The sequence below is a fragment of the uncultured Brevundimonas sp. genome (assembly GCF_963977465.1).
Lineage (GTDB): Bacteria > Pseudomonadota > Alphaproteobacteria > Caulobacterales > Caulobacteraceae > Brevundimonas.
In genome coordinates this window covers 99,800-123,558 of the sequence record NZ_CAXBOQ010000006.1, presented here as the reverse complement: position 1 = coordinate 123,558, position 23,759 = coordinate 99,800, and the positions used below count along the sequence as shown (strand labels likewise).

Genomic DNA, 23,759 nt, shown 5'->3' with positions numbered 1-23,759 from the left:
CCGCCTTTTCGGAGTGTCTGCCGTAGCGTATCTGAAGCGTCATGCGCCAGTGGACCGTCGATGCCTTCGCCTCCGCCCCGTTCCGGGGCAATCCGGCCTGTGTGGTCGAACCGTTCGAGGTCTGGCCCGAGGCCGGCTGGATGCAGGCGCTGGCGATGGAGAACAACCAGGCCGAGACTGCCTTCCTGCGACGCACGGCGGATCCGGCGCGGTTCGACCTGCGCTGGTTCACCCCGGCGACCGAGGTCGACCTGTGCGGTCACGCGACCCTGGGCGCAGCCCATGTGCTGGTGGCCGAGCTGGGATTGATGGCGGTGCGGCTGACCTTTGATACCCGTTCGGGACCGCTGCTCGTTCGCCGGTTGGACGACCGCTATGAGATGGATTTTCCCGCCGATCCGCCGCGCCGCACGCCGGTGCCCGAGGGACTGGTCGAGGCGTTGGGCGTCGTGCCGGTCGAGGTGCGGGCCGGGCGTTATCTGGTGGCGGTGCTGGCCGATGCCGCGGCCGTGCGGGCGGTGAGCCCGGACTTCCGGCGGCTGGCGACGATCCGGGGCGAGGCGGGCGAGGCCGGCCATGTGATCGTCTGTGCTCCGGCCGACGCGGCCGACGGAGTCGATGTGATCGACCGTTTCTTCGCTCCCGGCTGCGGGGTGGATGAAGACCCGGCCACCGGCTCGGCCCACTGTCTGCTGGGACCGATGTACGGCGAGATCCTGGGGCGGTCGGTCGTTCGCTTCCTGCAGGCCTTCCCCGGGCGCGGTGGGGATATCGAGACAGAGGCCGCCGGCGAGCGCGTGCTGATCCGGGGGCAGGCCGTGACCGTGCTGGACAGCGTGATCCGGGCCTGACCACGGAAAAGGGCGCGACCCTTGCGGATCGCGCCCTCTACATCCGGGGAGGATGGTCGGCGTTTAGTGGCGGCGACCGTTCCGGTCGTTGCGGTCGTACCGGTCATGCCGGTCATGCCGGTCATTACGGTCGTAACGACTATTGCGGGTCTGACGGTCGTTACGCTCGATGCGGATCTGCCTCGACAGGCGATCGAAGCGGCGATCCAGGTCGGCCATTTCGCGACGGGTCAGGCCGTTACGACGGTACTGCGACTCGAGGCGAGCGATGTTGTTGAACTCGCGGCGCAGGCTGACAGCCTCGCGGCGGGTCAGCGACCCGTTGCGGACACCGAGGTCGATGCGACGGTCAAGGGTGGCCTGACGACGGTTGATCGCCTGCCAGCCCGACTGGTTGTAGCTGCGGTTGTAACCGGAGTTGTAACCGTAGGCGGGGCTCGTACCGAAGCTGATGGTCAGGCCGGACTGGCGCGCCGGGCCGTACGACTGGGCCATGGCGGGCACGGCGACCGAGGCGGCGGCCAGGACGAGGGCGGGGAGAAATACTGTCTTGATCATCGGGTCTGTCCTTCCGTAGGTCGCAGACCGGGGGGACTGCGTTGGATTGAACAGTACGCCCTGGCCGCTGAGCCTGGCCTGAACGGCGCGGGTCATCTGAAGTTCATGTTCCCGAGCCGGTACAGATGACGGTCGCCGTTTGCGTGAACGGACTGCCCATGACGATCAATTCTGCCTAGGGTGGACGTTCAGCCGCCGTTCAGAGGCTGAGGCCTAGACCCGTATTCATGACCCGCATCCGTGTTCTTATCCTCGCTGTCCTGATGACCGCCGCGCCAATGGCCGATGCGGTCGCGCGGGACTTTGACCAGTCGCGTGGCCAGCGCGAGGAGTCGCGACAGCGCCAGGCCGAGCCTGAACGCGAGCAGCGCATCAGCCTGGCGGAGGCGGAACGCAGTGTGCGCGCCGGCCGCCCCGGGCGGTATCTGAACGCCAGCGACCGCGGCAATGTCATTGTCGTGCGCTGGGCCTATCCGGACGGCCGGATCGCCGACATTACCGTGGACGCGCGCAGCGGCCGCATTATTGGAGAACGCTGAATGCGCGTGCTGCTCGTCGAAGATGACGTTGATCTGTCCCGTCAGCTGAAGGGCGCGCTGGGCGATGCCGGCTATGCGGTGGATCACGCCGCCGACGGCGAGGAGGCGCATTTTCTCGGCGATACCGAACCCTATGATGTGGTGGTGCTGGATCTCGGCCTGCCCAAGATCGACGGCGTGTCGGTGCTGGAGCGCTGGCGGCGCGACGGCAAGACCACGCCGGTGCTGATCCTGACCGCCCGTGGGGCCTGGTCCGACAAGGTGGCCGGCTTCGATGCCGGGGCCGACGATTATCTGACCAAGCCGTTCCATACGGAAGAGCTGCTGGCGCGACTGCGGGCCCTGCTGCGGCGCTCGGCCGGCATCGCCTCGGCCACCCTGGCCTGCGGTGACCTGAGACTGGATCCGCGCGCGGCCCGGGCCAGCGTCGGCGGCGAACCGCTGCGTCTGACCTCTCTCGAATACAGGCTGCTGCACTATCTGATGATGCATCAGGGCCGGGTCATCAGCCGGACGGAGCTGGTCGAGCACCTGTATGATCAGGATTTCGACCGCGATTCCAATACCATCGAGGTTTTCGTCGGTCGTCTGCGCAAGAAGATCGGGGCCGATCGCATCGAGACGGTGCGCGGGCTGGGCTACAGGTTGACGCCGCTGGCCGGCGAGTCGGTCGCGGACTGATCGCGTCGCCATGACCGGCAGCACGGACGTTGAACCGGACGCGCCGGCGGTAAAGGAGTCCTGGGGGCGTTGGTTTGGACGTCCGGGCCGGTCCCTGACCCGCCGCCTGATCTGGCTGGCGTCGGCCTGGATTGTGATCGCCCTGGTGGTGACGGGCCTTGTCCTGACCTCCCTGTTCCAGGAATCCGGCCTGCGCCGGTTGGGCAATACGCTCAGCGACACCATCGACGAGGTGGTGGTGGCCTCGAACGTCAGCGGCGACACGGTCGTCACCTCGGAAATCAAGGATGCACGTTCGCTGCGACCGCTGTCCGGGAAATACTGGGCCGTGGCCGAGCCTGTCGCCGACGGGCGGCTGCGGATGCTGGTCCGCTCGGACTCCCTGGCCGGGGCTGACCTGATCGTTCCGGTCGATCTGCCGCCGCGGCTGAGCGCCGCCTTCGGTCAGACCATCACCTATGACGCAGCCGGTCCGCGCGGAGAGCCGCTGCGGGTCGCGGCCAGTATGAAACAGATGCCCGGCCGAACCCGGCCGGTGGTGTTTATGGCCGGGATCGATCGGTCGGATGTCGAGAATGATACGCGGCAGTTCGCCACCGTAACCTGGGTGGTGCTGCTGGTGATGGGCTTCGGTCTGGCGGCCGCGGTGCTGATCCAGGTCCAGATCGGCCTGCGGCCGCTGTATTCATTGCGCAACGAGATCGCTGATGTCCGCAAGGGCAAGACGGCGCGGATCGTCAACCGCTACCCCCTCGAGATCCAGCCGCTGGCCGACCAGGTCAACCGGTTGCTGACCCACAACCAGGAGACGGTCGAACGCCAGCGCACCCATGTCGGCAATCTGGCTCATGCGCTGAAGACGCCGCTGTCGGTGATGCTGGCCGAGGCCGGAACCGCCGAGGGGGCGCTGCCCGACATGGTGCGTCGCCAGTCCGATATCATGAAGGCTCAGGTTGATCACCACCTGCGTCGGGCGCGTGCGGCGGCCCGGGCCCAGCTGATCGGCGAGCGGACCCCGATCGCCGGGGTTATCGACGAGATGGCGGTGATGCTGGAGCAGGTGTTCGAATCCAAGGGCGTCGAGATCGACTGGCGGGCCCCCGACGAACTGGATTTCCGCGGCGAGCGGCAGGACCTGCAGGAAATCCTCGGCAACCTGATCGAGAACGCCTGTAAATGGTCGACGCGGCGGGTGCGGGTCGTGGCGACGCCGTCCGGCCCGGGGCAGATGACGGTGGTGGTCGAGGACGACGGTCCGGGCCTGCCCGAGGACCAGCGTGACGAGGTGCTGAAGCGCGGCTCCCGGCTGGACGAGAGCGCGCCCGGCTCGGGTCTGGGTCTGTCGATCGTCGATGAACTGGTTCGGGCCTATGAGGGGCGGCTGACGCTGGCGTCCAGTGCCATGGGCGGGCTCAAGGTCATCGCCGAACTGCCCGCCGCCGAGACCTGAATTGGACGGTGCCGACCTCGGGATTTGGGAAGCAGATATTAACCCTATACCGGCAGATTGACGCACCCGGAGCTGATTCCGGTCCTGGGAAGTCGGCATGGCCGAACAGGCGTCCATCAATCGGATCATGGCCCCGCTGCTCGAGCGATGCGCTGACCCCATGCTCAAGCAGCTGCAGAAGGCTGTCTCGGCCATGCCGGGTGAGCGCGCCCGTCAGCTGGAAGGTCTGCTGATGGATGAAGTGGTCGACCGCCAGCGGCGCGCGTTGGTGCTCGGCCCCATAATGTCGATGTTCCGTCCCCGGTCCGACGGCATCGAGGGCGTCGTCTTTCCGGCCGGGGTCCTGCCACGACTGTGGAAGCTGGCCAGCGCCAGGGAACCGGCCCTGTTGCCGCGTCTGGACAAGGAGGGGCCTCATGCGATCCGGGTGGCTGACCGAATCTGCCTCGCCGCTGCCGCTGCCGTACGCGACCAGCCCGAGGCTGTCTGGCCCGAGTCGCTGTCGTCACCGGCGGAGCGAAGCCGTGGCCTGATTGATCTGGCAGCGAGTCTCGACCTGATCCATCTGGCCCGAAAGGGCCTGTCGTCCCTGGACACCTGGCTGAAGCGGCCGGACGGGGATCAGGTGGCGGAGCTGCGCCTGATGATCCGCGACAGCGCGGAAATCGTTACCGACGGGGCGCAACGGGTCCTTGAAATCCTGTTCTCCCATCTGGACGACGCCGTCCTGATCCTGAGAATTCTGACCCAGGCCTCGGGTTCGGCCGGGCGGGAATCCTTTCTGAGCGCATCGGAACTCGCCGGCTTCGTCGATCGCCTTATCGCCGGGGTGATCGGGCGCGTCGAACGGGTCGGGGCTTTCAAGTCGGGCGCGGCACCGATCGAGCCCGTGATCGAGGATATTGCCTGGTGTTCAGCGGTTCTCGCCGAACTGGAGGCGAACCTGCAGCTTCAGCCAGACAGCGCATGGGGCCGCTCGGCGCGGAGCGCCCGGGTGGCGATCTCCAAACGGCTTTGCACCCTGCTACGGACCAGTGAGAAACTGCTGGATGGTGCCCTGCCGCTGGTGCGCGTGCGCATTGCCGGCGGCATGAGCCGTGAGGCTCCGGATCTCGAGGCCCCGTCGGAAGGCGAAGAGGTCGACGCGGCCCGCGAACTGATGCGGCTGGTTGGAGCCGTGCGCGGCCCTGCCGGCGTGTTCGGTTGTGAGTCGGAGCGCAAGCAGGTCGTTGAAATTCTATCCCAGAAGCTGAGCCGCTACGCGGAGGAAGCGATCGGAGCCGTGAATACCGGCGAGCTCGCCAACCCTCGGCACGCGCTGGATCTGGTCAGCCTTTCGGCTGATTTCCTGACCCTGCTCGACGAGGAGGAGGCGGCCCGCACCATACGGCGGCGCGCGGCAATCGCGAGCCGACCCAAGAGGCCCTCGGGTGCCGCCAGGGCGGTCGCCTGACCGGCTGCGACCTTGTCACCCGGCCAATGTCGGGTGAAACACTTTCCCTCCTGCCCCCCGGCCTCTAGACCATCCGGCCATGACGGTATTCTGGATCCTGACCGGACTGCTCACCGCGCTCGCCGGCCTTCTTGTGCTGGGCGGTGCCCGTCGCGGTGTCGGCGGCGAGTCCACGGGCATGGCGGACCTTGCACGCCGCGAGTTGGACGAGCTGGACAGGCTCAAGACGCGCGGGCTGTTGAATCCCGAGGCCTGGGCGGCGGCGCGGGCCGAGGCCGGACGGCGCTGGCTGACCGGCCGGCCCGATGTCGTGTCCGCCAGCCCCCGATCTTCGGACCCCCGCGCGGTTCTGGTCGGACTGGTCGTGGCGGGCACCTGTGCGCTTGGTCTGTATGTGCTGACCGGTGCGCCGGGGCAGGCGGATCAACCCTTTCAACGGCGCGTCGATCAGTGGGCCGCCAACCTCGAGTCGCTGGAACCGCCGCAACTGGCTGCCGTCGTGGCCCGGGTGGTTCGGGATCATCCTGATGACCATCAGGCCCTGGTCATGCTGGGCACGGCCCGTTTCGAGGCGGGCGACCCGATCGGTGCGGCCTCGGCCTTTCGCCGGGCGCTGGAGATCCGGCCTGAGGATGCTCAAAGCTGGGCACGACTGGGCGAGAGCCTGGTGCGGGCCCAGGAGGGGGTGGTCGGCGGTGACGCCGAAGCCGCCTTCCGAGAGGCGCTGAAGCGCGATCCCGGACAGCTGGGCGCGCGGTATTTCCTGGGTGAGGCGGCGCTGGCCCGGGGCGACCGTGAGGCTGTCCGGACCCTGTGGGAACCGTTGATCGCCGCGCTCGACCCGGCCGATCCGCGCCGGATCGACCTGGAGGCCCGTCTGCCGCTGGCCGGTGCCGGAGCGGCCCGATGACGCGTTGGACCCGGCCGGACCGGACGCTATACGTCGGCGGCTGTTTCCCCCGACACGGGCCCTTCCGACCATGAGCTGGCTTCCCAAGTCCCCGAAGGCGCGGCGTCGCCTCTGGGTGGTCGCTACTGTCGCGCCGATCCTCGCCCTGGCCGTCGGCCTGTCGCTGTGGGCCATGCGCGACACGGTGACCTTCTTCTTCTCGCCGTCCGAGGCCACGCCCGAAAAGGCCCCGGCCGGGCGGGTGGTGCGTCTGGGCGGGTTGGTGGTCATCGACAGCGTCCGCCACGAGCCGGACGGGGCCGTGGTGTTCGTGGTCACCGACAACGCGGCTGATACCCGGGTGACCTATCACGGCAATCTGCCGGACCTGTTCCGTGAGGGGCAGGGCATCGTCGCCCAGGGGGCTTTCGCACCCGATCGCAGCTTCCGCGCCACCCAGGTGCTGGCCAAGCATGACGAGACCTATATGCCGCGCGAAGTGGCCGACAGCCTGAAGGCCAACGGTGAATGGCGTCCCGCGCCCGGAGCCGCCACGCAATGATCGTTGAATTCGGGGCCTTTGCCCTGATCCTTGCCCTGTGCCTTGCCGCCCTGCAGACGGGATTGTCTATCGCCGGGCGGATCCGGCGCAGTCCGGTGCTGGCCGGCGCGGCGCAGGGCGCGGCGCTGGCGTGCGCAGGCACAGTCGCCGTGGCGTTTGCCGTGCTGATCCACGCCTTTGTCGTCAGCGATTTCTCGGTAGCCAATGTCGCGGCCAACAGCCACACCGACAAGCCGATGCTCTACAAGGTCGCCGCCGCCTGGGGCAGCCACGAGAGCTCGCTGGTGCTGTGGTGTCTGGTGATGACCGGGTTCGGCGGAGCCCTGGCCCGGGCGCGCGGTCTGCCGTTCGGCCTGAAGACCTCGGCGGTCGGGGTGCAGGGCGCGTTGGGCACCTTGTTTCTGGCCTTTGCCGTATTCACCTCCAATCCCTTCGCGCGCCTCGACCCGGCTCCGTTTCAGGGGGCCTCCCTGAACCCGCTGCTGCAGGACCCGGCGCTCGCCTTCCATCCGCCGCTGCTCTACGCGGGCTATGTCGGTTTTTCGGTCTGCTTTTCCCTCGCGGTCGCCGCCCTGATCGAGGGGCGCGGGCAGGCCAGTTTCTGGCCCGCCTGGGGGCGCTGGGTCCGGCCCTGGGCCTTGGCCAGCTGGGGTCTGCTGACCGTCGGCATCACGCTCGGGGCCTTCTGGGCCTATTACGAGCTGGGCTGGGGCGGCTGGTGGTTCTGGGACCCGGTCGAGAACGCCTCCTTCATGCCGTGGCTGGCGGGTACGGCCCTGCTGCATTCGGCGGTGGTGACCGAGCGTCGGGGGGCTCTGGCCGGGTGGACCGTATTCCTCGCCCTGCTGGCCTTCACCTTCTCGATGCTGGGGGCCTTCCTCGTACGATCCGGCGTTCTGACCAGCGTTCATGCCTTCGCCGTCGATCCGGAGCGGGGCATGATGCTGCTGGCCATCCTCGGCCTGACAGCGGGGCTGGCCTTCGCCCTGTTCGCCTGGCGCGCGCCGCAGTTAAAGGGCGGCGGTCTGTTCGCCCCGATCAGCCGCGAGGGGGCGCTGGTCCTCAACAACCTGTTCCTGACGGCGGCGGCGGTGACCGTCCTGCTGGGGACCCTGTATCCGCTGATCCTCGAGGCGGCGACGGGGGCGACGATCTCGGTGGGGCCGCCGTGGTTCGCCATCACCTTCACGCCGCTGATGGTCATCGCCTTTCTGATCCTGCCGGCCGGGCCGTTGCTGGCGTGGAAGCGCGGCGATGCCCGGGGCGCGCTGCAGCGACTGGCGCTGGCGGCGGGGCTGGCCCTGCTGGCCGGTCTGGCGGGCTGGACCGCGTTCGAGCCGCGCAAGGCGCTGGCCGCCGCGGGTCTGGGCCTCGGGGCCTGGCTGATTCTGGGGTCACTGGCCGAGGTGGTCGAGCGGGTGCGCCTGTTCCGGGCCCCGCTGGCCGAGGTAGGTCGTCGCGCGCGGGGTCTGCCGCTGGGGGCCTGGGGCATGACCCTGGCCCATGCCGGTCTGGGGGTCTTCGTTATGGGGGCGGTGGTCGAGACCGGCTACCGGGTCGAGGCGGCGGCGGTCGTGGCTGTGGGCGGCGAGGTCGGGGCCGGCCCGTGGCGCGTCCGGTTGAACGGTGTCGAGGTGATCGAGGGTCCCAACTATCTGGCTGAACAGGGTCGACTGACCGTGACGCGACCCGACGGGTCCGCTGCCCGGAAAATCGTGGCCGAGCGGCGCTTCTTCCCGGCCGGCGGGCAGACCACGACCGAGGTCGGGCTGGATTTCCGCGGGCTGGACGACGTCTATGTGGTGATGGGTGAACGTCGGGCCACCCCCGCCGGGGAACCGGCCTGGACCGTGCGGGTCTGGTGGAATCCGTGGGCGCGGCTGATCTTCCTGGGGCCGGCGATCATGGCGCTGGGGGCGCTGTTGTCCTTGCTGGACCGGCGTTTGCGGGTCGGGATCGGCTCGCGGAGCAAAGGCCGATGAGGCGCGCGCTGCTGATCGCGCTAGCCGCGGTGGGTCTGATGGCCGCTGAACCGGCGGCGGCACCCGACCGGCCCTTGCCCGACGCCCGGCAGGAGGCCAGGGCCCGTGCCCTGTTCGCTGATATTCGCTGCGTCGTCTGCCAGCACGAGTCGATCGCCGACAGCCCTGCGGGCATCGCCGGGGATATGCGCCGGCTGGTGCGCGAGGAGATTGCCGAAGGTCACAGCGACGCGGCCATTCGCGAGGATCTGGTGCGGCGCTACGGCGATTTCGTCCTGTTCCAGCCGCCGGTGCGGCCGGGCACCTGGCTGTTGTGGTTCGGCCCCCTGACACTGCTGTTGCTGGCCGGCGTGGGCCTGATTTTCGCGGGGCGACGGCGACGTCCCGAGGTGACCGCGCTGTCCGCTGACGAAGAGCGGCGATTGGCCGAACTGATGCAGGATCAGGCTGTTTGCCCTGATCCTGACGCATCTTCGCCCAATGACGGGCACCAGGGCGGCCCAACCATCCAGCCTTGACGGTTTGGTTACAGGCCAGTCCGTCCTATATTCACCGATGAACGGGTGCGCGGCACCCGCCTGAAAGGATCCACGCCCGAGATGATGAAGCGTAAGGAGTTCATTCTGGGGGCCGCCGTCGGCCTGACCTTTGCTGCCGTTGCCACGGCCGGTGGTGTCATTCAGTGGCCTGGTGCCCATGCCGAGCCGGCCCGGATCGCCGGCCAGCTGGTCCCGTCCGCCGGTGCCGCGGGTCTGGCCTTCGCGCCGCCGCAGGGGGCACCGCTCAGTTTTGCCGACATTTTCCAGCAGGTCGCCCCGGCGGTCGTGCAGATCGACGTGAAGACGCGGGTGCCAAGCGGGCGTCGGGGGACGATCACCATTCCCGGCTTTGGCTCCGTGCCGATCCCCGGTGCCCCGCGCGGCAGCCAGGATCCGGACGCCGAAGACGAGGGCGCGACGGCTATGGGGGCCGGGTCCGGCTTCCTGATCTCGGCCGACGGTTTCATCGTCACCAACAACCACGTCATCGAAAATGCCGAAGAAATCACGGTCAAGCTGAGCGACGGCCGTGAGCTGCCGGCGCGTCTGATCGGGCGGGACGAAGCGACGGACCTGGCCGTGATCAAGGTGTCCGGCGGGGATCTGCCGTTCGTCACCTTCGAGGAAGAGGCCGAACCGCGCGTTGGTGACTGGGTTGTCGCCGTCGGCAATCCGTTCGGTCTGGGCGGCACGGCCACAGCCGGCATCGTCTCGGCCAAGTCGCGCGACATCGGTGGTACGGACAATCCCTATACCGACTTCCTGCAGATCGACGCCGCCATCAACCGTGGCAATTCCGGCGGCCCGACCTTCGACATCTACGGCCGCGTCATCGGCGTGAACTCGGCGATCTTTTCACCCACGGGCGGGTCGGTGGGTATCGGCTTCGCCATCCCGGCGTCGCTCGCCAAGCCGATCACCGACCGGTTGATGCGCGGCGAAACGATCGAGCGCGGCTATCTGGGCGTCGAGATCGGTGATCTGGATCCGTGGCGCGAGTCCATGGGTCTGCCCGACACCGCCCGCGGGGCCTTCGTCAACAGTGTTACGGCCGGCGGTCCGGCCGCCCGGGCCGGCCTGCAGGCCGGGGATATTGTCGTCGGCCTGAACGGCACGCCGATTGTCAGCTCCAGCGACCTGACCCGTCGTGTGGGTCGGGCCAAGGCCGGTGACACGCTGCGCATCGAAATCCTGCGCAACGATCGTCGCCAGACGCTGAATGTCCGCTCGGGCACGCGCCCGTCCGCGGCGGAACTGCGCGCCGGCAACGGTGCGGCCGAACCTGACGCACCGCCCGCGGCCGCGACCCCCAGTGGTCAGGTCGTGGCCGGTCTGACCCTGGCCCCGATGACCGCGGCCTTGCGCCAGCGCTACAATATCCCGGAGGCGGTCGACGGTGTCGTCGTGACCGGTGTGGCCGCCGGGGGTGACCGCCGCTTCGAGCCGGGCTTCGTCATCATGCGGGCCGGTACCGCACCGGTGCAGAGCGTCGCCGATGTTCAGGCCGCGGTGACCGCGTCGCGGCAAGCGGGCCGCGACAATGTCTTCCTGTTGATCCGCACGCCGCAGAGCAATGTTCCGGTCGCGCTTGAGCTACCGAAATCTGACTAAGCCGTAACTGACCAGATCGCCGCCGATGCGCTAGTGTCGGCGGCGAATCTGAATTCCGGGGGCTGATCGATGCGTATTCTGGTGGTTGAAGACGACGCCGAGGCGGCCACGGCGATGGTGCGCGGCCTGACCGAGGCCGGCAATGACGTGGTCCACGCGGTGGACGGGGCTTTCGGCCTGCTGGAAGCGCAGAAGGGCGGTTACGATGTCTATGTCGTCGACCGGATGATGCCTCGCCTCGACGGTATCGGCATGGTCGAGACCCTGCGCAAGGACGGCGACCAGACACCGGTGCTGTTCCTGTCGGCCATGGGCGAGGTTGAGGACCGCGTCGTCGGGCTCAAGGCCGGCGGCGACGACTATCTGGTCAAACCCTATGCCTTTGCCGAACTGATCGCCCGGGTCGACGCCCTGGCGCGACGGCGCGAGACCGGCGGGGTCCAGACCGTGCTCAAGGTCGGCGATCTGGAGATGAACCTGATCGCCCGCACCGTGCATCGCGGCGAGACCGAGATCGACCTGCAGCCGCGTGAGTTCCAGCTGCTGGAATTCCTGATGCGTCACGCCGGTCAGTCGGTCACCCGCACCATGTTGCTGGAGAAGGTCTGGGAATATCATTTCGACCCACAGACCAATGTCATCGATGTTCACATCAGCCGGCTGCGGGCAAAGATCGACAAGGGCTTCGACCGGGCGATGCTGCAGACCGTCCGTGGCGCGGGTTACCGGCTGGAAGCCTGACGGCCGGTGAAGGTCCCGTCGCTCTTTCGGCGGACGCCGTTCCGGCTGACGCTGCTGTTTCTGGCCCTGTTCGCGGCAGCGGCCAGCGCGGTGCTGGCCTATGTCTATTTCGCCTCGGCCGCCGAGGCCCAGGCCCGGGCCGAGGCCGATGTGCGGGCCGAGACCTCGGTGCTGACCGCCCTGTACCGGACCCGTGGCGTCGACGTGCTGAACCAGGCGCTGGTCGAGCGCGTCACCAAACGCAGCGCCTATCTGTATCTGCTGATGCGGGCCGACGGCAGCAAGATCACCGGCGACCTCAGCGTGACCGAACGCACCCCCGCCGGGAGCACGAACGCGCAGCCGACCAATGTCTCGCCGATCGAGAACTACCGCGGTGGCGAGCAGTGGGCGACCTTCCGCTTCACCGACACCGATGCGGCGGGCAATGTGGTGCGCAATCAGGCCCTGGGCGTCCAGGTGACCCTGTCGGGCGGTGAGATGCTGCTGGTTGCCCAGGATCTGGGCGACACCGAGAAATACCTGTCACGCCTGACCCAGGCCCTGTGGGCGGCGATGGGCATGGTGCTGCTGCTGGGTGCCGGTGGCGGACTGATCCTGAGCCGCAACGTCGAACAGGCCATGGGCCGATTGAACCGGGTCGTCACCGCCGTACAGGAGGGCGATCTCAAGGCCCGGGTCGAGGTCCGTCGCAGCGGCGACGAACTGGACGAACTGGGGGCCGGACTCAACGCCATGCTGGACCGGTTGCAGGCCTCGATGGCCTCGATCCGTCACGCCGGGGACGCGATCGCCCATGACCTGCGCTCGCCGCTGACCCGGATGCGGGCCAAGCTGGAGGTCGCCCTGATCGACGCCGAGGCCGGCAAGATCGACGGCGTCGACGCGCTGCAGCTGTCGCTGAGCGAGGCCGACGAACTGCTGAAGACCTTCAACACGGTGCTGGCCATCGCCCGGCTGCAGGCCGCGGCCGGACGCACGCCGGATCCCGAGAAATTTGACGCCGGATCCCTGGCGGCCGACATGGCCGAGCTGTACGAGCCGGCGGCCGAGGACAAGGGACTGGAGTTTTCGGCCGAGATCGAGACCGGGCTGATGATCGAGGCCAACCGGCCGTTCCTGGCCCAGGCCCTGGCCAATGTCATCGACAATGCCATCAAATACACTCCGGCCGGCGGGGCGGTCATGCTGCGGGCGCGCAGGCGCTCTTCCGGGGACATCGAATTCTCGATCACCGACACCGGCCCGGGCGTGCCGGACGTCGATCGTGACCGGGTGGTTGAGCGGTTCGTGCGTCTGGACAACAGCCGTTCCGAGCCGGGCTCGGGACTGGGTCTGTCACTGGTGGCGGCGGTGCTGGAGGCCCACGGTGGCCGCGTCCAGCTGGACGAGGGACCCGGTGAATACGGCGGCTTCGGCCCCGGCCTCCGCGTGGCGCTGATCCTGCCGGCAGCGGCGGCGTGACCGGACCCCTGGGACCGCGGCTGAAGCCCTGCGGTCCGGTGCGTGATGTCGAGGCGACGGCGCGCGTCCACGAGCGGCTGACAGAGGCCGCCGTCGCGGACGGCTGGAGCGGGACGCTGGAGGCGGCCTGGCCGGCGCTGGCCCCGGTGTTCGCGGCCTCACCCTATCTGCTGGGGCTCGCCCGACGCTGGCCGGCCCGGTTGCGCACCATTCTGGAGATCGATCCGGCCGCGCGGCTGGAGGCCATTCTGGCGGAGACGGTCGCGCTGGACGGGCCACCCGAGGGGCTAAAAGCTCCGCTGCGCCGGCTGAAGGCTGAACTGCATCTGCTGACCGCCCTCGCTGACCTCGGTGGGGTCTGGGATCTGGATCAGGTGACCGGTGCTGTGTCGCATTTCGCCGACGCTGCGGCGCAGGCAGCCCTGACCGCAGTGGCGTTCGAACAGCGCGAGGCGGGAAAGCTGCTCGCCGCGGCCGACGACCCGTGTGGTCCGGTCCCCGGCCTGTTCGGTCTGGCCATGGGCAAGCATGGGGCGTTCGAGCTCAACTATTCCAGCGATATCGACCTGTCGTTGTTTTACGAACCGACGGCGCTGGAAGCGGCCCTGGCCCCGGGTGTCGAGGCGCAGAAATTCGTCAACCGCGCGGCCCAGGTCCTGGCCGGCCTGCTGTCGGAGCGGACAGCGGACGGCTATGTGTTCCGCGTCGATCTGAGGTTGAGGCCGGACCCGTCCTCGACCCCGCCGGTGGTCGCCGCGCCGATGGCGCTGGCCTACTACGAGTCCGTCGGCCAGAACTGGGAGCGGGCGGCCTTTATCAAGGCCCGCGCCGTTCTGGGAGACGCCGGCGCAGCGGCCGAATTCCTGCAGGCTCTGACGCCGTTCGTCTGGCGCCGCAGTCTCGACTTTCCGGCCATTCTCGACATCCAGTCGATCAAGCGCCAGATCCACGTCCACAAGACCGGCGACGGTCTGGAAGCGGCCGGTGCCAATCTGAAACTGGGACGTGGCGGCATTCGTGAGATCGAGTTCTTCGTCCAGACCCAGCAGTTGATCCTGGGCGGGCGCGATCCTGTCCTGCGCGCGCCGCGCACCGTCGATGCCCTGAAGGCCCTGAGCGAGGCCGGACACATTGCCGCTGACGTCGCGGCCGAGCTGACGCAATCCTATGTCGAGTTGCGGGGCCTGGAGCATCGCGTGCAGATGCTGGAAGACGAGCAGACCCACAGTCTGCCGCAGGAATCTGCCGGTCGTACAGCTGTGGCGGCCTTGGCGGGTGAAGGCGATCTGGCTCGTTTCGATGCTGGCGTCGAACGTCTGTTGTTGGGGGTCAACCAGCGCTACGGCCAGTTGTTCGAGGGCGGCGAAGATCTGTCGTCGCCCTACGGCAGTCTGGTCTTCACCGGGATCGAAAACGACCCCGGCACGCTGGAGACCCTGGCCCGTATGGGGTTCAGCGAGCCGGTCATGGTGGCCGACACCATCCGCAGCTGGCACCACGGGCGGATTCCGGCGACCCGCAGCGCCCGGGGTCGCGAGCTGTTCACCCGTCTGGCCCCGCAACTGCTGACCGCCGTGGCGCGAACCGGAGCGGCCGACGCCGCCTTCCGGCGTTTCGCCGTCTTCTTTGCGGGTCTGAGCGCCGGGGTTCAGGTTCAGGCCCTGTTTCTGGCTCAGCCGCAGCTGTTCGAAATGGTGCTGGGCGTGCTGGCCTTCGCCCCGCGGCTGGCCCGGACCCTGGGCCGGTATCCGGCGGCGCTGGACAGTATTCTGGACGCCCGCTTCCTGCAGGACCTCGACGCCGAGTCCGGCCTGATGACGCATCTGATCGCCGAGGTCGCGGTCGCCGAGGATTTCGAGGCGGCGATGAATGTCGTGCGACGGGTCCATCGCGAGCAGATGTTCCGGATCGGTGTCCAGACCCTGACGGGCCGGGCCGGAGCGGCGGCGGCCGGGCGCGCCTATACGGCCCTGGCTGACGGGGCGATGCAGGCACTGGGTCCGGTGGCCATGGCCGAGGCGGTACGGATGGGCGGTGCGATGGCGGGAGGCGTGGCTGTCGTGGCCATGGGCAAGGCGGGCTCGCGCGAAATGACCGCGGCGTCGGACCTGGACCTGATCACCGTCTATGAGTCACCGCCCGAAGCGACCTCATCGGGTCGGGGCTGGAGCCCGGAGGTCTTCTACTCGAGGTTTACCCAGCGGCTGATCGCGGCCCTGTCGTCGCATACGGCCGAGGGCGGCCTGTATGAGGTCGACATGCGGCTGCGGCCGGGCGGCTCCAAGGGGCCGGTCTCGGTCCGTCTGGGCACGCTGGCGGACTACTACGCCAAGGACGCCGATACCTGGGAGTTCATGACCCTGACCCGGGCGCGGGTGGTCTGGGCCAGTGACGCGGCCTTTGGTGAGCAGGTCGCGGCGGCGATCGAGGCGGCCCTGCGCCGCGCTCGCCCCGACGCGGATGTGGCCGGTGATGTGCGGCGCATGCGTGACCGGATGGATCAGGGACGACCCGCGCGTGGGGAATGGGACCTCAAACTGGCGCGCGGCGGTCAGGTCGACGCTGAATTCGTGGCCCAGTACCGTCAGCTGATCCGCGCGGCGACCGGAGAGCCGCTAACCGTTTCGACGCTGGAGGCCCTCGCCGACGACCCGCAGTTGGCGGATGCCTGGCGCATGCAGCAACGTCTGGCCCAGGTGATCAGCTGCGCCTTCGAGGACCGGCCGGACCCGGAAACCGAGCCCGAAGGCTTCCGCCAACGCCTGGCCGAGGCGGCCGCGGAACCGGATTTCGAGACGCTGAAACACCGTCTGACCGAGGTTAGAGAGGCAGCGCGGGCGGCCTTTGAGACAGTTCTTCCGACTCCCGGCGACGGAACCTGAGCTGCGCAGCGTTAGACACTTCAGACGGGGAAAACTGCGACCGCCAGTTCTGCGGTCTCTGGAGACTGATCGTTATGAAGAAGACTTACATGCTGGGTGGCTTTGCTGCTCTGACTCTCGCGGCCGCCGGTGGTGTGGCCTTGGCGCAGCAGGCCCCGGCCGCTTCGCCGCAACGCCATGCCCGTGCCGACACCAACGCCGATGGCCGCATCAGCCAGGCTGAGTTCGTGCAACAGCGCGTCCAGCGCCTGACCGCGAGCGACGCCAACCGGGATGGCACGGTGACGGTCGAAGAACGCCAGGCCGCCATGCAGGCGCATCGCGCCGAACGGAACGGTGCGCGCTTTGCCCGCCTGGATTCCGACAGCAACGGTTCCATCAGCCGCAGTGAGTTCGACGGTGCCCATGCCGCGCGCGGCGAAGGGGCCCGGGACGGCGCACGCGGCGATCGCAGCCGCGGTCATCGGGGTGGGCGACAGGCCAACCGCGGTGGCGACATGGCGCACCAGGGTGGGCGTCACGGAGCGGACCGTGGTCCGGTCGTGATCGCCGAGGCGCAGGCCAAGGCAACCGAAGCCTTTGCCCGCCTCGACGCTAACAGCGACGGCTATGTCACGGCCGAAGAAGGCCGGGCCGGACGCCAGCAGATGCGCGAGCAGCGGCGCGAACGGATGGGCGAGCGGCGGGCGAACAGACAGGCATCGCCTGCGCCGTCCGCTTCGGAGTAGGATGATGTCGGGGAAGGCGGTTATCGACCGACCGGCCCTTTCGGTCAGAAACGAAAGAGTCCGGATTGGCTGGTATCGACGACCCCGACGAGGATCTGGTGCGCCGCGTGGGTCAGGGCGACCCCGCGGCCATTCAGACGATGGTGGCGCGCAAGCTGCCGCGTATGCTGGCGCTGGCGCAGCGCATGCTGGGCGACCCGGTCGAGGCCGAGGATGTGGCCCAGGAGGCGATGCTGCGGGCCTGGCGACAGGCCCCGCGCTGGACGCCGGGCAAGGCCAAATTCGATACCTGGTTGCACCGGGTGGCGCTCAACCTCTGCTACGACCGGCTGAGGCGACGGCGCGAGATTCCGACGGATACCCTGCCCGAGCGCGCCGACGATTCGGCATCGGCGGACCGGGGGCTGATGGCCGTGGAAACGGGCTTGAGGGTCGACGCTGCCCTCGCCCGGCTGCCCGAGCGGCAGCGCGAGGCCATTGTGCTGTGTCACTATCAGGAACTGACCAATATCGAGGCTGCGGCCTTGATGAAGGTCAGTGTGGATGCGCTCGAAAGCCTGCTTGCCCGCGGGCGACGGGCCTTGCGGGTGGCTCTGGCCGACCTGGCACCCGAGGGTGCCCAGGGCCGGATTGAGGGAGGACGATGATGACCCTGGACCGTTTGACTGTCCTGGCCGACGCCTGGGGCGGGGACCTGCGTCGCTGGCCTGTGGCTGAGCAGGCCGCGGCCGAGCGTCTGCTGGCTGTCGACCCGGCTGCGCGCGCCCTACTGGATGAGGCGACGGCATTCGACGGCCTGCTGTCGACCTCGCCGCAGCCTCGCGCCTCGGCCGTGCTGCGCGACCGGGTGATCGCCGCTGCAACCCATGCCGGTCTCAAGCCGCGTCCAGCCCGGCGGTTCTGGCTGGACCGGCTGGTGCTGGCATCCGGAGCCGGCTGGGCGGCGGCGGCCTGTGCCGGTGTCGTCGCCGGTCTGAGCCTGACAACCCACATCACGGCCGATGTTCAGGCCGATGCGGTCCTGTACCAGGCGACCCTGGCCGGGATCGATGACACGGAGTTTCTGGGGTGAGCCCGAAAGCATTGAAGATTGCCCTGGCCGCATCGGTCGCGCTGAACCTGTTCGCGGTTGCGGCCGGTGTGACGGTGATTGTCGGTCAGGCCCGGATCGAGAGCCGGGTCGAATCCCAGCACCGGGGAACGCGCGTTCCGTTCCGGACGATGCTCGAGTCGATGGACCCGAGCGTCCGTGACCGGGTCCGTCAGGAGCTGCGCGCGACGGCCATGGCCTCGCGTCCCGATTTCAACGAGGCCCGGACGGCCCGGCGTGCGGCCATAGCCGCTGCGGAGGCCGAGCGCTTTGACGCCGATGAGGTCAGCACCCTGCTGGAGCAATCGCGCACTGCAGAGCTGCGTGGTCGGTCCCGGCTGGAGGCCGGAGCCGTCACGGTGCTGGGCACGCTGGATATCGATGACCGGCGAGCGCTGTCGTCCATCCTGGCTCGCAACGGCGGACGAAGCGGGCGGCATGGCGGGGATCGCGGGGATCGACGCGAACCGCCGGCGGCACCGGTCGCGCCCTGAGGCGACGATCAGGCCGCGCGGGCCTGCGGGGCCTGCTGATGGTCCGGACGTTCGACCGGCAGGGCGAAGCTGACCGTTGTGCCCTTGCCCGGCTCGCTCTCGATCAGCAGTTCGCCGTGATGCAGCTCGATCAGTGACTTGGTCAGGGCCAGGCCGAGGCCGGTGCCCTGGGTGGTCTTGGAGTGCTGGCCCTCGACCTGTTCGAACGGGCGGGCCAGTCGGGCGACGTCCTCGGGGGCGATGCCGATGCCGGTGTCGGTCACGGCGACGCGGATACGGTTCCCCTCACTGCGCAGGGCCACGGTGATGTCGCCGCCCTCCGGGGTGAATTTCACGGCATTGGAAATCAGATTGAGCAGTACCTGTTTCAGCCCGCGGTGATCGGCATCGATCTCGGGCAGGTCGGGCGCGTCCAGATGGACGGTCAGGCCGCATTCCTGGACCTTGCCGCGCATCAGCCGGATGGCGTCCTCGCAGATCTCCTTCAGCGCCACCTTCTCATAGTGAAGCGTCAGCTTGCCGGCCTCGATCTTGGCCATGTCGAGAATGTCGTTGATCAGGCTCAGCAGGTGTTGGCCGGATTTGAGGATGTCCGTCGCATAGCCCTTGTAGCGCTGGTCCCCCAGCGGGCCGAACATCTCGGCCTCCATGATCTCCGAGAAGCCGTTGATCGCGTTCAGCGGCGTACGCAGCTCATGGCTCATATTGGCGAGGAACTCGGACTTGGCCAGGTTGGCGGCCTCGGCCCGGGTCATGGCGACTTCGTATTTGCGCGCCAGCTGCGACAGCTTTTCCTGGCTGGTCTCCAGCTCATCGACGGTCGCCTGCAGTTCGTCAGCGGCCTTCTTGCGTTCGGCTTCCTGGCGCTTGATCGCGGTGATGTCGGCGGCCGTGACGACAGAGCCGCCTTCGGAGGTGAACCGCTCTGAAAGCTGTAGCCAGCGCCCGTCGTGCAATTCGACTTCACGGGCACCGGCCCGGCCGCCGGGCGCGGGATGGTCGCCCTTGATGGCGAGCGCGGCGATACGGTTGAGATCGTCCTTCAGCGCGCCGCGCCGCACCACACCGGCCTCGAAGCCGAAGGCGTCCTGGAAAGCTTCGTTCCACAGGATCAGCCGGTTGTGCTTGTCGAACAGGACGAAAGCGTCCGAGACGCTCTCGATGCCGTCACGCAACCGGCTCTCGGCAGCCTGGGCCTGGGCCTTGGCGCGGCGGGCCTCGGTGATGTCGAGGGCGACGCCGAGGATGCTGGAGAAGCCGGCTTCGCCGCGCATGCCGCGCGACTGGCCACGGGCATCGATCCAGCGTGCGCGGCCCTGTTCGTCAGCGACGGGGAAGGTGACCTCGAAGGCCCCGAAGGTGGCGGCCTGGCGCAGGGCGTGGTCGACCGCCTCGCGGTAGCGGGGGTGGATGCGCTCGCGAACCGCCACCCCCGGGACAGGACCGGCCGTTTCGAAGCCCAGCAGCACGGCCATGAAGTCCGACAGATTGACCTCGTCCTCTTCCAGATCCCACTCCCAGACGCCGCAGCGGGCACCCTCGACGGCGACGCGGAAACGGCGTTCGGAGGCGGCCCATTCGCGGCTTGCCCGCGCCTGTCGACGCTGCATCATCAAGACCAGGCCGAGCACGGCCACGCCGAGGGCCAGGGGCGCGATCAGGATCCAGGCATCGCTGAGCAGGATATTGGCCCCGATGTCGACGGGGGCCGAGGCGACAGCGATCAGTCCGGTATCGCCGACCGCGGCGGCGGCGCGGATCACACTGCCGTCGTCAAGGCCGACGGGCACGACCTGACCGTCCGCCTGGATCGGTGCTGCGGTCAGACCGAGCCGGTCCTGGCCGGCGGCGGCCGCGGGATTGCCGGCGATCATGACGGACTCCGCGTTCGTCAGCAGCCACAGATCGACACCCATCCGGCTGGTCAGCGGCGGCAGGCTGACCCGGCCGACGATGGCCGAGCTGTTCGGACCGGGGGTCTGGATCAGCAGGGACTGGCCGTCCGCGGACAGCCGTGGCGTGTCGGACTCGTCGGTGGTGGTGCTGAAGGCGGCCGAGTCGGCGCCGGTCGCGGCCAGGACCCGTCCGTCAATATCGATGACGGCAAAGGCCGTGTCGGGCGCGATGGCGCGGGCCTGTTCGACGGCGTCGACGGGACGGTCGGGGCGCAGGTCGAGGACCTCGGCCGCAGACTCGATCCCGGTGCGGGCGGGACCCAGCCTCGCGTCGAGGTCATAGGCCAGCAGGCGGGCCTCATGAGTCACGGCCTGGGTCCGCAGGGTGTCGATTTCCTCGCCCGGGCGGGCGATCTCGCGGGCGAACAGCAGGACATAGGCCGCGACCGCCAGGGTCAGGGAGAGGATCAGCACACGGACCCACGCCGGCGCGCTGTCGCGTCCGTCAGAGGCCCTTCGCCCCTGATTGGTTATGCGGCGCTCATTGCCCCGCAAGGCGCTCTCCCGGACGATTCGACGACGAAGGCCCGAATCTAGGCTGCGTCGCGGATTCGTGTCGAGCCTTGGTTAACGCGGATCAGGCCGCTTGCGACGTCGCCGCCTCGTTTCCCTGGGGGGAGATCAGGGTATCGGTCACCGATTTGAGCAGATCGCGGGCCGTCTGGGCCAGGTTCCGGGACTCCGGCGGGGCGTCCTCGGGGGACTCATCGACGGCGGCCACCAGCTGTTCGGCCAGGGCCATCAGGGCGGGGGCCGCGGCGATCAGGCGAGCCTGGTACTCGATACGCTGGGGGTCACGGTCATACTCGGCCCCGGGCACGCGCCAGCCACCCCAGTCGGCAGAGTCCGTGACCACGACGGGATAGGTACCGGGGTGAGGGTGGTGAAGGCATTCATCGGCCTGCTGCCACTTGTTGCGCGCGCGCAACAGCCGCCAGTGTTCGTCGGCCTGGCCGGCAGCGGAGTCCTCAACCGGCAACATCAGCTCATGACCGAGGAATTCGCGGCCGAGCCCGACGTCATACGTGACCCGGACCGGTTCCTCGAAACCCTTGGCCCAGACAGGCTGAACCTGCTCGACCTGCGCCCATGCGCCGACACATTCGACCCAGACCTTCTGGCCCTTCTGGAATTGCGCGCGTGCCATGACCACTCCCTAATTCACCGCCGCACTATGCGTGCGGGCAGTGAACAGGGGGTTCCGGCGAATGGTGAATCGTCGGTGAAGGCCGGATCTTGCCAGCGTGCCTTACTGGCGCGAGATTTCTTCCAGGGCTTCGCCGGCGTATTTCTCCTTCACCCGGATCGACAGGTCGCCCAGCGACACCACACCGGCGATGCGACCGTTGTCGTCGACGACCGGAAGCCGGCGAATCTGTTTCGAGCCCATGGCCTCGAGCACCGACTTGGCGTCATCGTCCTCGCGCACCGTTTGCGGATCGCGACTGATGAACTGGAGGACCGGAGCGCTCGCAGATGCGCCGGTGGCAATGGCCCGGACCGCCATGTCACGGTCGGTGATCGTGCCAATCAGCTGATCGCCGTCGACGACCGGCATAAAGCCGAAATCGCCTGCCGCCATGCGGGAGGACACGGACTGGAGACTGTCGTCGGGACGGGCGATCTGGACGTCCCGGCTCATGAGGTCACGGATTTTCATCGGGGGCTCCTGTAATGGGTTCGGGGACAAAACCCTCCGGACTGGCACCGGTTCCGCTTTCGTCCGTCGGCCTGGAGCGTTAAGCGGGGCGGCAGAGACGGAGTATTTTCATGACCACCACCGCCAATGCCGCCAGCACCATTCTGACCCGGTTGGGCGTCCCGTCGTCTGTCTGGGATGGCACTCTGGCGGTGCGGTCGCCGATAGACGGCCTCGCGGCCGGGGCTGTGGTCGAGGCCGATGAGGCGGCGGTCGAGGCGGCCGTGGTGCGCGCCGGTCAGGCGTTCGACGCGTGGAAGCGGGTGCCGGCTCCGCGTCGCGGCGAGCTCGTCCGGTTGCTGGGCGAGGAACTGCGGGCGGCCAAGGACGATCTGGGGATGCTGGTCACGCTCGAAGCCGGCAAGGTGGTGTCGGAGGGTCTCGGTGAGGTCCAGGAGATGATCGACATCTGCGAATTCGCGGTCGGCCTGTCGCGACAACTGTACGGCCTGACCATGCCGTCCGAGCGCCCCGGTCACCATATGCGCGAGACCTGGCAGCCGATGGGCCCCGTGGTCGTGATCACCGCCTTCAACTTCCCGGTTGCGGTCTGGGCGTGGAATTCGGCGCTGGCGCTGGTGTGCGGTGACCCCGTTATCTGGAAACCGTCTGAGAAGACGCCGCTGACGGCTTTGGGGGTCCAGGCCGTGTTCGAACGCGCCGTGGCCCGTTTCGGCGATGCGCCCGAGGGGCTGGCGCAACTGCTGATCGGCGGCCGGGAGGTCGGTCAGGCGCTCGCGGGTGACGCCCGGGTCGCGCTGGTCTCGGCCACCGGCTCAACGCGGATGGGCAAGGCCGTGGCCCAGACCGTGGCCGGGCGGCTGGGTCGGTCGCTGCTGGAGCTGGGCGGCAACAACGCCATGATCCTGACGGCCAGTGCTGATCTGGAGCTGGCCGTGCGGGCCATCGCCTTCTCGGCGGTCGGCACCTGTGGCCAGCGCTGCACCAGCCTGCGCCGCCTGCTGGTGCATGAAGATGTGGCGGATGCCCTGATCGCCCGCCTCGCGAAAGCCTATGACACCTTGCCGGTCGGCGACCCACGCGACGACGGGGTGCTGGTCGGGCCGATGATCGACGAAGCGGCGGTGCAGGGTTTTGAGGCGGCCCTGGCCCAGGCCGTGGCCCAGGGCGGCGAAGTCGTCGCCGGCGGCACCCGGGTCGAGCGCGACGGCTTCTATGTGCGGCCCGCCATCGTGCGCATGCCGGCCCAGACCGAGATCGTGCGCCACGAGACCTTCGCCCCGATCCTCTATGTGATGACCTGGCGCGAATTCGACGAGGCGGTGGCGATGCAGAACGACGTGCCCCAGGGCCTGTCCAGCTGCGTCTTCACCGACAGCGTGCGCGAGGCCGAGCAATTCCTGTCGGCTTGGGGCTCAGACTGCGGCATCGCCAACGTCAACATCGGCCCGTCGGGTGCCGAGATCGGCGGGGCCTTCGGCGGCGAGAAGGAGACCGGCGGCGGGCGCGAGAGCGGTTCGGACGCGTGGAAAGCCTATATGCGCCGCCAGACCCAGACGGTGAATTTCTCCAGCGAACTGCCGCTCGCCCAGGGGGTCAAATTCGAGGTCTGACCCGCACGGCGGATGCG

General features: G+C 68.5%; 22 protein-coding genes. 18 read left to right on the top strand and 4 right to left on the bottom strand.

What is annotated here, in order from left to right; all coding sequences use genetic code 11:
- The first annotated feature begins 41 nt into the window (after window positions 1-41).
- Window positions 42-851: a PhzF family phenazine biosynthesis protein gene (locus AAC067_RS13535; protein WP_339933378.1), complete on the top strand. Its 810-nt coding sequence runs from the start codon at window positions 42-44 to the stop codon at window positions 849-851.
- Between the two features lie 63 nt (window positions 852-914).
- Here AAC067_RS13535 and AAC067_RS13530 read toward each other — a convergent pair whose 3' ends face one another.
- Entirely contained in the window at window positions 915-1,409 is a 495-nt protein-coding gene (locus tag AAC067_RS13530; RefSeq protein WP_339933377.1) for a hypothetical protein, read from the bottom strand.
- A 227-nt stretch (window positions 1,410-1,636) separates the two neighbouring features.
- Between AAC067_RS13530 and AAC067_RS13525 the strand changes: the two genes are divergently transcribed.
- From AAC067_RS13525 to AAC067_RS13450, 16 genes are all read left to right on the top strand, one after another.
- Complete coding sequence (locus AAC067_RS13525; protein ID WP_339933376.1) at window positions 1,637-1,948, top strand: hypothetical protein; 312 nt, start codon at window positions 1,637-1,639, stop codon at window positions 1,946-1,948.
- Entirely contained in the window at window positions 1,949-2,629 is a 681-nt protein-coding gene (locus AAC067_RS13520; protein ID WP_339933375.1) for a response regulator transcription factor, read from the top strand. It abuts the gene before it with no gap.
- Window positions 2,630-2,639: 10 nt separating this feature from the next.
- Window positions 2,640-4,079, top strand: a complete 1,440-nt coding sequence (locus tag AAC067_RS13515) for a sensor histidine kinase (RefSeq protein WP_339933374.1) — start codon at window positions 2,640-2,642, stop codon at window positions 4,077-4,079.
- A gap of 97 nt (window positions 4,080-4,176) precedes the next feature.
- The gene (locus AAC067_RS13510; protein WP_339933373.1) at window positions 4,177-5,532 is read left to right on the top strand and encodes a hypothetical protein; all 1,356 of its coding nucleotides are present in this window, start codon (window positions 4,177-4,179) and stop codon (window positions 5,530-5,532) included.
- Window positions 5,533-5,611: 79 nt separating this feature from the next.
- Complete coding sequence (gene ccmI, locus AAC067_RS13505; RefSeq protein WP_339933372.1) at window positions 5,612-6,442, top strand: c-type cytochrome biogenesis protein CcmI; 831 nt, start codon at window positions 5,612-5,614, stop codon at window positions 6,440-6,442.
- A gap of 70 nt (window positions 6,443-6,512) precedes the next feature.
- The gene (gene ccmE / locus AAC067_RS13500; RefSeq protein ID WP_339933371.1) at window positions 6,513-6,983 is read left to right on the top strand and encodes a cytochrome c maturation protein CcmE; all 471 of its coding nucleotides are present in this window, start codon (window positions 6,513-6,515) and stop codon (window positions 6,981-6,983) included.
- Window positions 6,980-8,965: a heme lyase CcmF/NrfE family subunit gene (locus AAC067_RS13495; RefSeq protein ID WP_339933370.1), complete on the top strand. Its 1,986-nt coding sequence runs from the start codon at window positions 6,980-6,982 to the stop codon at window positions 8,963-8,965. The genes ccmE and AAC067_RS13495 overlap by 4 nt, the downstream gene beginning before the upstream one ends.
- Complete coding sequence (locus tag AAC067_RS13490) at window positions 8,962-9,483, top strand: cytochrome c-type biogenesis protein (protein ID WP_339933369.1); 522 nt, start codon at window positions 8,962-8,964, stop codon at window positions 9,481-9,483. Before AAC067_RS13495 ends, AAC067_RS13490 begins: the two co-directional genes overlap by 4 nt.
- An 81-nt stretch (window positions 9,484-9,564) precedes the next feature.
- On the top strand, window positions 9,565-11,115 hold the full coding sequence (locus AAC067_RS13485) for a trypsin-like peptidase domain-containing protein (protein ID WP_339933368.1): 1,551 nt from the start codon (window positions 9,565-9,567) through the stop codon (window positions 11,113-11,115).
- A 69-nt stretch (window positions 11,116-11,184) separates the two neighbouring features.
- Window positions 11,185-11,856 carry a response regulator transcription factor gene (locus AAC067_RS13480; protein WP_339933367.1) on the top strand — a complete coding sequence of 224 codons (672 nt, stop codon included), beginning with the start codon at window positions 11,185-11,187 and terminating at the stop codon, window positions 11,854-11,856.
- Window positions 11,857-11,862: 6 nt separating this feature from the next.
- On the top strand, window positions 11,863-13,320 hold the full coding sequence (locus AAC067_RS13475; RefSeq protein WP_339933366.1) for a HAMP domain-containing sensor histidine kinase: 1,458 nt from the start codon (window positions 11,863-11,865) through the stop codon (window positions 13,318-13,320).
- Window positions 13,317-16,202 carry a bifunctional [glutamine synthetase] adenylyltransferase/[glutamine synthetase]-adenylyl-L-tyrosine phosphorylase gene (locus tag AAC067_RS13470; RefSeq protein WP_339933365.1) on the top strand — a complete coding sequence of 962 codons (2,886 nt, stop codon included), beginning with the start codon at window positions 13,317-13,319 and terminating at the stop codon, window positions 16,200-16,202. The genes AAC067_RS13475 and AAC067_RS13470 overlap by 4 nt, the downstream gene beginning before the upstream one ends.
- Before the next feature lie 74 nt (window positions 16,203-16,276).
- The gene (locus AAC067_RS13465) at window positions 16,277-16,930 is read left to right on the top strand and encodes an EF-hand domain-containing protein (RefSeq protein ID WP_339933364.1); all 654 of its coding nucleotides are present in this window, start codon (window positions 16,277-16,279) and stop codon (window positions 16,928-16,930) included.
- A 65-nt stretch (window positions 16,931-16,995) separates the two neighbouring features.
- Entirely contained in the window at window positions 16,996-17,577 is a 582-nt protein-coding gene (locus AAC067_RS13460) for an RNA polymerase sigma factor (RefSeq protein ID WP_339933363.1), read from the top strand.
- Window positions 17,574-18,002 (top strand): hypothetical protein, encoded by a 429-nt coding sequence (locus tag AAC067_RS13455; RefSeq protein ID WP_339933362.1) that lies wholly within the window; start codon window positions 17,574-17,576, stop codon window positions 18,000-18,002. Before AAC067_RS13460 ends, AAC067_RS13455 begins: the two co-directional genes overlap by 4 nt.
- The gene (locus AAC067_RS13450) at window positions 17,999-18,514 is read left to right on the top strand and encodes a periplasmic heavy metal sensor (RefSeq protein ID WP_339933361.1); all 516 of its coding nucleotides are present in this window, start codon (window positions 17,999-18,001) and stop codon (window positions 18,512-18,514) included. Before AAC067_RS13455 ends, AAC067_RS13450 begins: the two co-directional genes overlap by 4 nt.
- A gap of 8 nt (window positions 18,515-18,522) precedes the next feature.
- Here AAC067_RS13450 and AAC067_RS13445 read toward each other — a convergent pair whose 3' ends face one another.
- The 3 genes from AAC067_RS13445 to AAC067_RS13435 form a co-directional block, all read right to left on the bottom strand.
- Window positions 18,523-20,883: an ATP-binding protein gene (locus AAC067_RS13445; protein ID WP_339933360.1), complete on the bottom strand. Its 2,361-nt coding sequence runs from the start codon at window positions 20,881-20,883 to the stop codon at window positions 18,523-18,525.
- A gap of 163 nt (window positions 20,884-21,046) precedes the next feature.
- Window positions 21,047-21,616 (bottom strand): hypothetical protein, encoded by a 570-nt coding sequence (locus AAC067_RS13440; protein ID WP_339933359.1) that lies wholly within the window; start codon window positions 21,614-21,616, stop codon window positions 21,047-21,049.
- Between the two features lie 102 nt (window positions 21,617-21,718).
- Window positions 21,719-22,129 (bottom strand): CBS domain-containing protein, encoded by a 411-nt coding sequence (locus AAC067_RS13435; protein WP_339933358.1) that lies wholly within the window; start codon window positions 22,127-22,129, stop codon window positions 21,719-21,721.
- Window positions 22,130-22,239: 110 nt separating this feature from the next.
- Here AAC067_RS13435 and AAC067_RS13430 point away from each other — a divergent pair, with 110 nt between their 5' ends.
- A complete protein-coding gene (locus tag AAC067_RS13430; RefSeq protein ID WP_339933357.1) occupies window positions 22,240-23,742 on the top strand; it encodes an aldehyde dehydrogenase family protein in 1,503 nt (500 codons plus the stop codon).
- Window positions 23,743-23,759 lie beyond the last annotated feature (17 nt).